This is a genomic window from Pseudonocardia pini, from assembly GCF_013870575.1.
GTDB lineage: Bacteria > Actinomycetota > Actinomycetes > Mycobacteriales > Pseudonocardiaceae > Pseudonocardia > Pseudonocardia pini.
Genome location: NZ_JACBXB010000064.1, coordinates 1 through 13,085, shown reverse-complemented (window position 1 = coordinate 13,085; position 13,085 = coordinate 1). Strand labels below are relative to the sequence as shown.

Annotated in this window: 12 protein-coding genes; 8 read left to right on the top strand and 4 right to left on the bottom strand. The window is 71.4% G+C overall.

Annotation, left to right across the window (positions count from 1 at the left end; translation table 11 throughout):
• Nucleotides 1–219: 219 nt before the first annotated feature.
• From recF to dnaA, 4 genes are all read right to left on the bottom strand, one after another.
• A complete protein-coding gene (gene recF / locus H5J29_RS06610; RefSeq protein WP_181780023.1) occupies nucleotides 220–1,350 on the bottom strand; it encodes a DNA replication/repair protein RecF in 1,131 nt (376 codons plus the stop codon).
• On the bottom strand, nucleotides 1,350–2,297 hold the full coding sequence (gnd, locus tag H5J29_RS06605) for a phosphogluconate dehydrogenase (NAD(+)-dependent, decarboxylating) (RefSeq protein WP_181780022.1): 948 nt from the start codon (nucleotides 2,295–2,297) through the stop codon (nucleotides 1,350–1,352). The genes recF and gnd overlap by 1 nt, the downstream gene beginning before the upstream one ends.
• 88 nt (nucleotides 2,298–2,385) lie before the next feature.
• Nucleotides 2,386–3,540: a DNA polymerase III subunit beta gene (dnaN, locus tag H5J29_RS06600; RefSeq protein WP_181780021.1), complete on the bottom strand. Its 1,155-nt coding sequence runs from the start codon at nucleotides 3,538–3,540 to the stop codon at nucleotides 2,386–2,388.
• Nucleotides 3,541–6,212: 2,672 nt separating this feature from the next.
• Nucleotides 6,213–7,796, bottom strand: coding sequence for a chromosomal replication initiator protein DnaA (dnaA, locus tag H5J29_RS06595; RefSeq protein WP_376768510.1), 1,584 nt, complete (start codon nucleotides 7,794–7,796; stop codon nucleotides 6,213–6,215).
• A 550-nt stretch (nucleotides 7,797–8,346) separates the two neighbouring features.
• Here dnaA and rpmH point away from each other — a divergent pair.
• The 8 genes from rpmH to H5J29_RS06555 form a co-directional block, all read left to right on the top strand.
• Complete coding sequence (rpmH, locus tag H5J29_RS06590; protein WP_181780019.1) at nucleotides 8,347–8,484, top strand: 50S ribosomal protein L34; 138 nt, start codon at nucleotides 8,347–8,349, stop codon at nucleotides 8,482–8,484.
• Nucleotides 8,485–8,500: 16 nt separating this feature from the next.
• Complete coding sequence (gene rnpA, locus H5J29_RS06585) at nucleotides 8,501–8,857, top strand: ribonuclease P protein component (protein WP_181780018.1); 357 nt, start codon at nucleotides 8,501–8,503, stop codon at nucleotides 8,855–8,857.
• A complete protein-coding gene (gene yidD / locus H5J29_RS06580; RefSeq protein ID WP_181780017.1) occupies nucleotides 8,854–9,171 on the top strand; it encodes a membrane protein insertion efficiency factor YidD in 318 nt (105 codons plus the stop codon). Before rnpA ends, yidD begins: the two co-directional genes overlap by 4 nt.
• A complete protein-coding gene (yidC, locus tag H5J29_RS06575) occupies nucleotides 9,165–10,247 on the top strand; it encodes a membrane protein insertase YidC (RefSeq protein WP_181780016.1) in 1,083 nt (360 codons plus the stop codon). Before yidD ends, yidC begins: the two co-directional genes overlap by 7 nt.
• A gap of 96 nt (nucleotides 10,248–10,343) precedes the next feature.
• On the top strand, nucleotides 10,344–10,835 hold the full coding sequence (locus H5J29_RS06570) for a Jag family protein (protein ID WP_181780015.1): 492 nt from the start codon (nucleotides 10,344–10,346) through the stop codon (nucleotides 10,833–10,835).
• A gap of 74 nt (nucleotides 10,836–10,909) precedes the next feature.
• Complete coding sequence (rsmG, locus tag H5J29_RS06565; RefSeq protein ID WP_181780014.1) at nucleotides 10,910–11,578, top strand: 16S rRNA (guanine(527)-N(7))-methyltransferase RsmG; 669 nt, start codon at nucleotides 10,910–10,912, stop codon at nucleotides 11,576–11,578.
• Between the two features lie 25 nt (nucleotides 11,579–11,603).
• Complete coding sequence (locus H5J29_RS06560) at nucleotides 11,604–12,503, top strand: ParA family protein (RefSeq protein ID WP_181780013.1); 900 nt, start codon at nucleotides 11,604–11,606, stop codon at nucleotides 12,501–12,503.
• Nucleotides 12,504–12,578: 75 nt separating this feature from the next.
• A partial coding sequence (locus tag H5J29_RS06555) for a ParB/RepB/Spo0J family partition protein (protein WP_376768509.1) occupies nucleotides 12,579–13,085 on the top strand: 507 nt, incomplete at its 3' end.

Sequence of the window (13,085 nt, the reverse complement as noted above, 5' to 3'; positions counted from 1 at the left end):
GGGCCACACTCGACCCATGGCCGCGCCAGGCACCTTCGTCGGCAGGCTCGCGGAGCTGACCGCCCTGTCCGAGGAGCTCGACCTGGTCCGGTCCGGCGTGGCCCGCGGTCCCTTGTGACTGGAGTCACCAGAGGAGTAGGAGTTATCCACAGTATCCACAGCCTTGTCCCCAGGGGCGGCCGTCTGGCGGTCACCCGACTTCTTCCGTTCCCTCGCACGTCAGGCGGTGTTCGGCGGGTCCTCTCCCCGTGTCGACCTCGCCACCGAGCCGCCGCCCACCGAGAAGCGGGTACCAGTCAGCTGCGCCGGGACGTCCTCGTCGACCGCCGCGGTCACGATGACCTGTTCCGCCTCTGCGGCGACCGCACACAACGCCCGGCGCCGTTGCGCGTCCAGCTCGGCGAAGACGTCGTCGAGGATGAGGACCGGCTCGACGTCGTCCGCCTTCAGCAGGCGGTACGACGCGAGCCGCAGGGAGAGCGCGATCGCCCAGGACTCGCCGTGGCTCGCGTACCCCTTGGCGGGACCCTCGCCGAGGTTGAGCACCAGGTCGTCCCGGTGCGGGCCGACCAGGCACACCCCGCGCTCGATCTCCTGGCGGCGGACCTGCGCCAGCTCCGCGAGCAGGAGGCCTTCCAGGTCCGCGCGGTCGAGCTCGCCCGGGATCGAACACTTGTAGCTGAGCGACAACGGGTCCGAGCTCGGTGCGACCTCGGAGAACGCCTTCTCCGCGTGCGGCGCGATCCCGTCCACCAGCTCGAGCCGCCCCAGGAGCAGCGCCGCGCCGTGCCGGGCGAGGTGCCCGTCCCACACCTCGAGCGTGGACAGGTCGGCCTGGCGGTTCCGGGCGGTCTTGAGCAGTGCCGACCGCTGCCGCAGCACCCGGTCGTAGTCGCTGCGCACCCCCGCGTACCGCGGGTAGCGGGCCACCAGCAGCTCGTCGAGGAACCGGCGCCGCTCGCTCGGGTCGCCGCGCACCAGCGCGAGGTCCTCGGGGGCGAACAGCACGCTGCGCAGGATGCCGAGGATCTCCCGCGGCCGCGGCACCGGCGCGCGGTTGACCCGGGCGCGGTTCGCCCGCCCCGCCGTGATCTCCAGCTCCACGAAGAGCTCGCGGCCCTGGTGCACGACCTGGGCCCGCACGATCGCGCGCTCGGCGCCCCGCCGGATCAGCGGGGCGTCGTTCGCGACGCGGTGCGAGCCGAGCGTGGCGACGTACCCGATGGCCTCCACCAGGTTCGTCTTGCCGACGCCGTTGGACCCGACCAGGACCGTCACCCCCGGTTCGAGGTCGAGCTCGGCCCGTTCCCAGGAGCGGAAGTCCTCGACGGCCAGTCGCCGCAGGTGCATCAGCCCTGCGTGCTGCCGGTCCCCGAGCTGGGGCCCGCGTGGTCGCCCGGGGCGCCGGACGGGCCGGCGACCTTCTTCACGGCGTGCCCGCCGAACTGGTTGCGAAGCGCCGCAACGGCCTTCATCGCGGGCGACTCGTCCTGGCGGGAGGCGAAGCGCGCGAACAGGGCCGCGGAGATCACCGGCAGCGGGACGGCGTGCTGGATGGCCTCCTCGATCGTCCACCGGCCCTCGCCGGAGTCGTCGACGTAGCCCTCCAGGTCCGCCAGGTGCGGGTCCTCCTTGAGCGCGTTGACGAGCAGGTCCAGCAGCCAGGACCGGACGACGGTGCCGCGCGACCACGCCTGGATCACCGCGGGCACGTCGTGGATCAGGGGTGCGGCCTCCATGAGCTCGAAGCCCTCGGCGTAGGCCTGCATCAGGCCGTACTCGATGCCGTTGTGCACCATCTTCGAGAAGTGCCCGGCGCCGACGGGCCCGGCGTGCGCGAAGCCCTCCTCGCGGGCCCCCTCCGGCCGCAGCGCGTCGAAGATCGGCATGGCGAGGTCGATGTGCTCCTTCGACCCGCCCGCCATCAGGCCGTAGCCGTTGTCCTTGCCCCAGATGCCACCGGACACGCCGCAGTCGACGTAGCCGATCCCCTTGGCATCCAACAACTCCGCGTTCGGGGCGTCGTCCGTGTAGCGGGAGTTGCCGCCGTCGATCACGAGATCGCCCGGCTCCAGGATGTCGGCGAGCGCGCGGACCGTGGACCGGGTCGGCTCGCCGGAGGGCACCATCACCCAGACCACCCGCGGGCCCTCGAGGGCTTTCGCGAGCTCCGCCAGCGACGGGACGTCCGTGACCTCGGGCCGCGGGTCGTACCCGACGACCTCGTGCCCCGCCGCCCGCACCCGGTCCCGCATGTTGCCGCCCATGCGGCCCAGGCCGATCAGTCCGAGTTGCACGTCCCGCTCCTCATCCGTCACTCATGCCTTGCGCGTCAGCGCTCATCGTGCCGCATGCGTCCGAACGGGACCCGACGGGCAGCCGAGATCACCCGGGGAGGCGCACCGGCATCAGCAGGTGGAGGTAGCCGGGGCTCGCGGGGGCGTCCGCGCCCTCCTCGCCGTCCGCGGGCGGGAGCACCGGTCGGACCAGCGCGGGCCGGTTCGGCGTGGTGAACGTGAGCTGCGTCTTCTCGGTGTGCAGGGCGCCGAGGGCGTCGAGCAGGTAGCCGGGGTTGAACGCGATCATGAGGGGGTTGCCGTCGAGCACGCAGGGCAGCTCCTCCTCGGCGCTCCCGACGTCCTCGCCGCCCGCCGCGAGCCGCAGCCCGTCCTCGCCGAACTCCATCCGGATCTGCGCGACCCGGTCGGCGACGAGCGAGACGCGCTTGATCGCCTCGACGAGCGCGGACACCTGCAGCTCGGCCGCGGTGGTGTGCTCGGCCGGGATGAGCTGGCGGAAGCGGGGGAACTCGGCGTCGAGCAGGCGGGTGGTGGCGCGGCGGCCGCCCCCGGTGAGGCCGAGCATGCCGTCGCCCGCGGACAGCGCGATCTCGACGCTCCCCGCGTTGGCCAGCGTCTTCGCCACGTCCGACAGGGTCTTCGCCGGGATCAGGACCGCCGTGGAGCCGGACGCGTCCTCCGGCTGCCAGTCCAGCTCGCGCACGGCCAGCCGGAACCGGTCGGTCGCGGCGAGGGTCAGCCGGGTGCCTTCGATCTCCAGCCGGATGCCGGTCAGCATCGGGAGCGTGTCGTCCCGGCCCGCGGCGACGGCGACCTGCGCGACCGCCCCGGCCAGCTCCGCCGCGTCGACGGTGCCCGCGCGCTGCGGCATCCCCGGCAGCTGGGGGTAGTCCTCGACCGGCATGGTCGGCAGCGAGAACCGGCTGTTGCCGCAGTTGATCGTGGCGCGCGACCCGTCGACGACGAGGTCCACCGGCTTGTTCGGCAGGGCGCGGGTGATGTCCGCCAAGAGCCTGCCGGAGACGAGCACCTTGCCGGGATCGCCGATCGTCGCGTCGAGCTCGACCCGCGCCGAGGTCTCGTAGTCGAACCCGGAGACCGTGAGCCGGTCCCCTCCCTCACCGGAGCTGGCGTCGATCAGGACGCCGCCCAGGACCGGCACCGGCGGTCGCGCGGGCAGGCTGCGGGCGACCCAGGCAGCGGCATCGGCGAGCACGTCGCGTTCGACCCGGAACTTCATCGCGAGAGGGACCTTTCACCGGTGGTCACTGGGTGTGACCGGGAGGCGGGCACACAGAGCGGACTGTGAGGAGCCCGGACGACGACGGGTTCGGCGCAGCTCGGGGGACTCCGATCGAGTCTCCCCCGGGACTCCGCCGACGCCACGGAGCGGTCCGGGTTCGGCCGACTCACCGTAGAGCCTTCCGAGGCCGGGTGTCACGTCGCGGGTGGGCTCCCGGCGAGCGGTCGACGGTCCGTGTCCGAGAGCCCTCGTTCGAGTCCCCATCCACCGCCCTCTTTCTCTGTAGTTCTTCGAAGGAGAGAACTACAGACGTAGAGATAGGGCCTGTGCATAGTGTGGATGGAGGCTGTCGTCGCAGGTCGGACGGTGCGGCGTCCTGGGGACGGTGCCTGCGGACGGAACCGGGACGGATCGTCGGACCGGTGGACAGCCGGCGTCCGGGGCGGGTTGTCCGTCCGCCATCCCCGGCTCGGAGGGGAGTTGTCCACCGTTTCCGAGGCATCCGTCCACGGGTGTCGGCGCAACAATCCACAGAGTTGTCCCCAGATGTGGGTGAAGCGTGGCCATGCGTCCACGCTGTGCGACCGGTCGGCGGCCTCGCAGCGACCCGGTGACGGCGTCCGGACCCCTCGGGAGCCCCGCCCTGCACACGATCTGCAACGGACCGTGACGAAACCGGTCACGGGCGCGGCCTCCGGAGCGTCGGACTGTGCGGCGAGCGCCTATTAGCAGACGACGAGCGGTCGCAGTGGGAGCGACACGCGGGGTGTGTCGATCTCGATTCGGAAACGGCGTGGTCGATGCGGGTGGGGTGGATGTCGATCTTCGTGACGGCGTGTGGGGGTGCCTGACTGACGATGGCGCGGCCTCCGGCGTCCCGAGCCCGATGCTCCGTGTGGGTGTGACGGCGGTGACGGAGCGACTTGGGTCCTTCGAGTGAGGAAGGGTGGGGCGGGGCTGGGGACAACCTGGGATCGGGCGGTGGTCAGGGGGCTGCTCGTACGGAGTCGGTTCTCGCTGGGGCGGCTCCTGCTGGTGGGGCGGCTCCTGCTGGTTGGGCCCCGCTCTGTGGTTGGGGCCCGCTCTGTGGTTGGGGCCCGCTCTGTGGTTGGGGCCCGCTCTGTGGTTGGGGCGCTGTTGCTGGACGGGTGCTCGGTGGTGTGGGCGGCTCTCGGTGTGGTGGGGCGGCTCGGTGTGGTGGGGCGGCTCGGTGTGGTGAGGCGGCTCGGTGTGGTGAGGCGGCTCGGTGTGGTGAGGCGGCTCGGTGTGGTGGGGCGGCTCGGTGTGGTGGGGCGGCTCGGTGTGGTGGGGCGGCGCGCACGGTCACCCACGATCTGCTGCCGAGGGTGTACGACGTGACCGGTGATCACCGGTTCGGCGCGCTCCGCCGCGGAGAGCGCGGTCCTGGGCTCCGCGATGGTGATCATGGAGAGATCGGGGTGTAGTCGCCTGTGCTCGGTCGTGCCGGGTGCGCTGGGCGGCGGCGGTGAGCCGTCGAACCCGGCTGGAGCGAGTCTTGGCTCACTGCTCCGAGTTGTCGAGCGGCGATCGGCGCGATCGCACGACGGCCCAGGCACGCCGTTGGGCTATCGCAGGAATCGATCACCCGAGGGCACTTCGGTGAGACCGCTGGCGGGTGCGTCTGTCCGGATGCCTGTGTCAGGACGCGTTGGTGCGGAGGGACTTTGCGCGGAGGCGGGTGCGTGGACGCGAGGACTCGGGCCGGGTGAGTCGCCGGTCGTGAGGAGTGCGGCACCCGGGTGCCGCACTCCTCACAGAGCGCGGAGTCGTCCAGGAGCGGCGTATGGGACGTGTGGTCGCGGTGCTCTGGCGGTCGCTGTGGATGGTGCAGCCGCTGCCGCCGCAGGCAGGGCGGTCCCTGCAGAGGGAACCGCGACGGAACGCCGACCCCCGGCTGTGAGGTGAGTCGTGCCGCGGGAGTGGTCCTAGCTGCAGGCGCGAATGCGTCGGCCGCGGGACTGAGGCCGAGGTGCCACGCCGACAGGTCGTCGTGAGGGCCGTGACCGCGGTCGCGAGGGAGCCGGCGGCGGGAGTGAGAGCGAGGACCCACCGACAGGTCGTCGTCGGGCGGTGTCGAGGGCGTCGCCGTGACAGCGGGCGCTGCGGCGCGAGTGCGTCGGCGGCGGGAGCGAGACCGAGCTGCCGCGCCGACAGATCTTCCCTCGGGTTCTCGGGGACAACGCTGCGAGGGCGTCGCCGCAACCGGTAGCGGTGCTGAGGGGGCTGGCGGCGGGAGTGAGAGCGAGGACCCACCGACAGGTCGTCGTCGGGCGGTGTCGGGGGCGTCGCCGTGACAGCGGTCGCTCAGGCGTGACCACCCGGGAGCGAGGCCGAGGTGCCACGGCGACAGGTCGTCATGAGGGCGGCGATGTGACAGCGGTGGCGAGGGTGCACCGGCGAGCGAGGAGCCGCACCGACAGGTCGTCGTGAGAGCGGGGCGGTCCTGCGGTCGGCACCCCACCCTGCGAACCATGATCACCAGCTCGGCACGGACAGCCGCGCCCTTCGCGGCCTGCGCTGCCAGAACGGTGATCATGGGGCAAGTCGGTCCGATCCCTCCGGGCCTGACCCCGACTGCTGGCCCGCAGGCGGGACCCCACCGGAGCCCGTCGGATCGATCAGGGGCGCTGGGGCAGACCGCGGAGGGCTCAGTGCCTCGCGCGCTGCTTGATCCGAGCGGTGAGCTCCTGCACCTGCTCGAACGTCTTGCGGCGCAACGAGATCTCGTTGCGGATCTTCTTGTCCGCGTGCATCACGGTCGTGTGGTCGCGGCCGCCGAAGGTCTGGCCGATGCGCGGGAGGGAGAGGTCCGTGAGCTCGCGGCACAGGTACATGGAGATCTGCCGCGCCTGCGCGAGCGCCTTCGTCTTCCCCGGCCCGCAGAGCTCCTCCATCGTCACGTCGAAGAACTCGGCGGTGACCGCCATGATCGTCGGCGCGGTGATCTCGGAGGCGGCGGAGTCCGGGATGAGGTCGCGGAGCACGATCTCGGCGAGCTGGGTGTCCACCGGCTGCCGGTTGAGCGAGGCAAAGGCCGTGACGCGGATGAGCGCGCCCTCGAGCTCACGGATGTTCCGCTCGATGCGCTCGGCGATGAACTCCAGCACGTCCCCAGGGACCGCGAGCCGGTCCTGCGCCGCCTTCTTCCGGAGGATCGCGATCCGCGTCTCCAGCTCGGGCGGCTGGATGTCGGTGATCAGGCCCCACTCGAACCGCGTGCGCATCCGGTCCTCGAGGGTCTCGAGGCGCTTCGGCGGCCGGTCGGAGGAGACGACGATCTGCTTGTTCGCGTTGTGGAGGGTGTTGAAGGTGTGGAAGAACTCCTCCTGCGTCCCCTCCTTGCCCTCCAGGAACTGGATGTCGTCGACGAGCAGCACGTCGACGTCCCGGTAGCGGCGCTGGAAGGCGACCTTGCGGTCGTCTCGCAGGGAGTTGATGAAGTCGTTCGTGAACTCCTCGGTACTGACGTACCGCACCCGCATCCCGGGGAAGAGCCGTTGCGCGTAGTGGCCCACCGCGTGCAGCAGGTGGGTCTTGCCCAGCCCGGACTCGCCCCAGATGAACAAGGGGTTGTAGGCGCGGGCGGGTGCCTCGGCGACGGCGACCGCGGCGGCGTGCGAGAAGCGGTTCGACGCGCCGATGACGAACGTGTCGAAGATGTACTTCTCGTTCAGCCGGGTCTGGGAGCGCGGCGCGACCGGGTCCCCCGCCTGCGGGGCCGAGTACGTCGGCCACACCTCGGGCCGGGCCTCCGGCGGGGGCGGAGGTGTGCCCTCGACGCCGGCGGGCTCCGGGAGCGCGGCGGCCGCGGCGGGGTCGACCGGGATGCCCGAGGGCGGGGTGGGGACGTCCGCCGTGGCGCCGTCGGATCCCATCGGGACGGGGGTCGGCGCCCGCGACTCGGCGATCGCCCCGAGGGAGGGAGCGCCCACGGGCCTGCGCGACGGGGGGTCCGGCACCTCGGTGCCGCCGGACGCGGCGTTCGGGTCGACGACGACCGCGAGGTTCACCTGGACGCCGAGATGGCGGCGGATCGCGTCGCTGATCGGACGGCGCAGGATCCGCTCGATCGCGTCCTTGGCGAACTCACTGGGCGCGGCCAGCAGCGCGGTGCCGTCGAGCAGCCCGAGCGGGCGGGTCAGCCGGAGGAAGGCGCGCTGCTGCGCGGAGAGCCCGGGCCCGCCGCTGTCCTGGGCGGGCGTGGCGAGGTCGGCGATGACCAGATCCCACACCTGGGCGAGGTCCTCGGCCACCGCTCGGCCCCTCTCTTGGGCGGCCGGCTGGGGGCGGCCACATGTCCTGGATCGTCGTCGCGTGCGCGCAGGTCGGCCCGGGTCCGAATCATCCCCAGACTTATCCACACATGTGCACGACCGTACGCAGGGGAGTTCGACGGACCGGTGTCGCCCCTCGATCGCGCGGTCCGCAGTGCCGGCGACGGACGTCGACGGCGTGGAGCGATGTCCCGATCCCCCCGGATGGAACGTGAAGGGCGCACGCTAACAACGACCGGCGGGCGTCCACAAGACACGCAGGTGAGACCGGCTTCCACCGCCGTGCCGCCCGCCCCGGGTGGCCTGCGATGATGACGGTGAGCGATATCGCGGTCACCGCCTTTCGGGTGGCTCCGGGGGCGGTTTGACCCTCCTTCGCGGCGCTGCGTACCCTGTTCTCAGGCGCGTTCCGCCGTCGGCACCCCCGACGGGTTCGAGCGGCGTGCAGGACCACTGAGATCAGCTACCGACGGCGCGACCACCGTGTCGTCGATCGGGAGAGACGACCGTGAGCAAGCGCACCTTTCAGCCGAACAACCGCCGCCGGGCCAAGACGCACGGCTTCCGGCTTCGGATGCGTACGCGCGCAGGGCGCGCGATCCTCTCCTCGCGCCGCCGCAAGGGCCGCGGCGCTCTCTCGGCCTGATCCGCGCGGCGTCGGAGTGTTGCCCGCCGGCGCCCGGTTGACCCGTCGGGACGAGTTCGCCTCGACGATCCGCCGCGGTGGTCGAGCGGGACGCTCCCGTCTCGTCGTGCATCTGGACATGACCTCGAATCCGGTCCTCGCCCCGAGGGCCGGATTCGTCGTGAGCAAGGCCGTCGGCAACGCGGTGGTCCGCCACCGTGTCACCCGGCGGCTGCGCCATCTCGTCGCGGCCCGTCTGGACACCCTGCCGGGTGGGTCGCTGCTCGTCGTGCGAGCACTGCCCCCCGCCGCCGCGGCCACGTCCGCCGAGCTGGCGACCGACCTCGACTCCGGGCTGCGCTCGGCGGTGAGGAAGCGGGAGCGGGCCCGGTGACCGATCCCTCGACACCGCACCCCTCCCCCGTCGCACGGGTGCTGGTCGGCGCTGTGCGTTTCTACCAGCGCTGGATCTCCCCGAACCTGCCGCCGACCTGCCGGTTCTACCCCAGCTGCAGCGCCTACGCGCTCGAGGCCGTCCAGGTGCACGGCGCGCTGCGCGGGACCTGGTTGGCGCTGCTGCGGCTGTTGCGGTGTCACCCGTGGCACCCTGGCGGGATGGACCCGGTCCCGCCCCGGGGGCCCGCCGCCCCCGGACCTGACCACCGAGCCGACTGCACTGAGAAGTGCGAGGAGCAAGCGCCGTGCTGAACTTCATCTACTACCCCGTGTCGTTCATCATGTGGGTCTGGCACAAGGCGTTCGGCTACATCTTCGGCGCGGACGCGGGCATCTCCTGGGTCCTGGCGGTCATCTTCCTCGTCTTCACTCTGCGCGCGATCCTCTACAAGCCGTTCGTCGGCCAGGTCCGCTCGATGCGCAAGATGCAGGACATGGCGCCGGAGATGCAGCGGCTCCGGAAGAAGTACGCCAACGACCGCCAGAAGCTCACCCAGGAGATGCAGAAGCTCCAGGCGCAGAACGGGGCCAACCCGCTCGGTGGCTGTCTCCCGGTCCTGGTGCAGGTCCCGGTGTTCATCGGTCTGTTCCACGTGCTCCGGGAGTTCGCGCCCGGCAAGACCGAGAACTACTTCTTCGGCGCGGACGAGGTCCGCTCGTTCATCGACTCGGACTTCTTCGGCGCCAAGCTCGGCGCGACCGTCATCAACACCCAGTACTCCACGGTCACCCTCGAGCAGCTCGGCGGGAACCTCACCAGCCAGCTCATCGTGATGATCCCGCTGATGATCCTCGCGGGCATCTTCACCCACATCACGGCGCGGCACTCGGTCGCCCGGCAGGCCGCCAACCCGGCCGCCATGGCGACGTCGCAGACCGCGATCATGAACAAGCTGATGCTGTACGTGTTCCCGATCGGCGTCGTGGTCGGTGGCCCGTTCCTCCCCCTGGCGATCCTCTTCTACTGGGTCTCGAACAACCTCTGGACGCTCGGCCAGCAGTACGTCGTCTACAAGAAGATCGACGCCGAGGAGTCCGAGAAGAAGGACAAGGCCGCGGAGCAGCGCAACGCGTTGGCGCCCAAGCCCGGCCAGAAGCCGAACCGCAACGGGTCCGCGCCCGCCGAGCCGGAGATCGTCGAGCAGGCCGAGGTCGAGGTCGAGGCCGACGGTGCCCCGGCCAAGAAGCCCGGCGCGAAGCCCGTGAACAAGCCGAAGCCCGGCGCGAAGCCGAACGGCGGCAAACCCGCCAACCGGCCCGCCGGGCAGGGTGGCCGCCCCGGCGGCGGTAACCGGACGCAGGCCCGCAAGGGCAAGAAGCGCCGGTAGCAGACCTTCGAGCGGGCCGCGATCCTGTCGTGGCCCGTTCACGTCGTCCGGCCGCTCCGGCGGTCCGGACGGACGCAACGTGGAGAGGAGACACTCGTGCCGAAGACCGCGGAGGGCGGGTCGGAGGACCAGCTGATCAAGGAAGGCGACATCGCCGGGGACTACCTCGAGCGACTGCTCGACATCCTCGACTACGACGGTGACATCGACCTGGACGTCGAGGCCGGCCGGGCGATCGTCAGCATCGACGGCGGGGCCGATCTCGCCAAGCTCGTCGGTGAGAAGGGTTCGGGACTGGAGTCGCTCCAGGAACTGACCCGGCTCGCGGTGCAGCAGGCCTCGGGCAACCGCAGCCGACTCATGCTCGACATCGCCGGATGGCGTCAGACGCGGCGGGACGAGCTCACCGAGATCGGCACCCGAACCGCCGAGGAGGTCCTCGAGTCCGGCGAGTCCGCTCGCCTGCGCCCGATGACCCCGTTCGAGCGCAAGGTGGTGCACGACGCCGTCGCCGCGGTGAAGGGCGTGTCCAGCGAGAGTGAGGGCGAGGAGCCGCGCCGACAGGTCGTCGTCTTCCGCGACAAGTAGGCCGAGCCCCGCGCGCCCTCCGTGTCCTCTTCGGACCGGAGGGCGTCGCCGTATCTCCCCCAGGACGGTTTCACGTGGAACATCCCCCTCCCTCCGCCGCCGGAAAGGTGTTCGGCGACCGGCTCGAGCTTGCGGCGCGGTACGTCGAGCACCTGGCGACCTCCGGGGTCGAGCGCGGCCTGATCGGGCCGCGGGAGACCGACCGGCTGTGGGACCGGCACGTCCTCAACTGCGCCGTCGTCGCGGATCTCGTGCCGGACAGCGCCAAAGTGGTGGATGTGGGCTCGGGAGCGGGCCTTCCCGGGATACCGTTGGCCCTGGCCCGACCGGATCTCCGGATCGTGCTCGTCGAGCCGCTCGCCCGCCGGGTCGAATGGCTGTCCGAGATCGTCGAGGATCTCGGCCTGTCGTTGACCGTCGAGCGCGGTCGGGCGGAGGAGAATGCGATCCGGCGTCGATGGGAGGGGGCGGACGTGGTCACCGCTCGTGCCGTCGCACCGCTCGCCCGTCTCGCCGGATGGTCGCTGCCGCTGTTGCGCGTCGGTGGCAGGCTCCTCGCCGTGAAGGGCGCCTCGGCGCCGCAGGAGATCGACCGCGACGCGGCGGAGGTCCACAGGCTCGGTGGCGCCAGGCCACAGATCGAACTGTGCGGGCACGGCGTCGTCGACCCACCGAGCACGGTGGTGTCGATCGAGCGCGAGGCCCGCCCCGCCGGTCGAACCCGGAAGAAGCGTTCCACGTGAAACATCGTCAGGAAGGTCCCCCGCGATGAGTATCGGCTGGACCCCGATCGCCGAAGAGGCGGAACGCGCCGCCCGCCTTCGGCATCCCGACCGCCATGGGATGCCGAAGCCCGCGCACCGCCGCATCCTGACGGTCGCGAACCAGAAGGGTGGCGTGGGCAAGACGACCAGCACGGTCAACGTCGCCGCCGCCCTCTCCATGCACGGCCTGCGGGTCCTCGTCATCGACCTGGATCCGCAGGGCAACGCCAGCACCGCCTTGGGTGTCGAGCACCGCGCGGGCACTCCGTCGGTCTACGAGGCACTGCTGGGCGAGATCAGCATCATCGAGGCCGCGGCGGTCAGCACGGCGTCGGACAACCTGCTGTGTGTGCCGGCCACCATCGACCTGGCCGGCGCCGAGATCGAGCTCGTCAGCATGGTCGCCAGGGAGTCGCGGCTGCGGCAGGCGCTGTCGGACGCGGTGCTCGACGAGCTCGGCGTCGACTACGTCCTCATCGACTGCCCGCCCTCACTCGGGCTCCTCACGGTCAACGCGCTCGTCGCGGCCCAGGAGGTCCTGATCCCGATCCAGTGCGAGTACTACGCACTGGAGGGACTCGGGCAGCTGCTGAGCAACATCGATCTCGTGCGGTCGCACCTCAACACGGCACTGCACGTCTCCACGATCCTGCTGACGATGTACGACGGGCGCACCAAGCTCGCCGACCAGGTCACCTCGGAGGTCCGGCAGCACTTCGCAGGCACCGTGCTGCGGACCGTCATCCCGCGGAGCGTCAAGGTGTCCGAGGCGCCGGGCTACAGCCAGACGGTGCTCGCGTACGACCCGGGCTCTCGCGGCGCGATGAGCTACGTCGACGCGGCGCGGGAGATCGCGGAGTACGGCTCGCACATGGGAGCCGACTCGGAGACGGGTAGCGCGTAGATGGTCGAGCGAAAGGGCGGGCTGGGCCGAGGCCTTGCCGCACTCATCCCGACGGCGCCGGTCTCCGGTGTCACGGTGGGGACCACACAGCCGTCCGATCTCTACACGACGACGCCCTCGCGGCCGCAGCCGGCGCCCGAGATGGGTGCCGTCTACCGGGAGATCCCGGTCGGTGCGATCCGCCCGAACCCGAAGCAGCCCCGCGCCCAGTTCGACGACGAGCACCTGGCCGAGCTCGAGCACTCCATTCGGGAGTTCGGTCTGCTGCAGCCGATCGTCGTGCGCGAGACGGCGCCGGGGAGCTACGAGCTCGTCATGGGCGAGCGGCGCTGGCGGGCCTCCCAGCGGGCGGGGCTCGCGGAGCTCCCGGCGATCGTCCGCAGCACCGGCAACGACGAGATGCTCCGGGACGCGCTGCTCGAGAACATCCACCGGGTGCAGCTGAACCCGCTGGAGGAGGCGGCCGCCTACGAGCAGCTGCTGGCGGAGTTCGGCGTCACGCAGACGGAGCTGGCGGACCGGATCGGCCGCAGCAGGCCCGTCGTCACCAACATGATCCGGCTGCTGCGGCTGCCGGTGGCG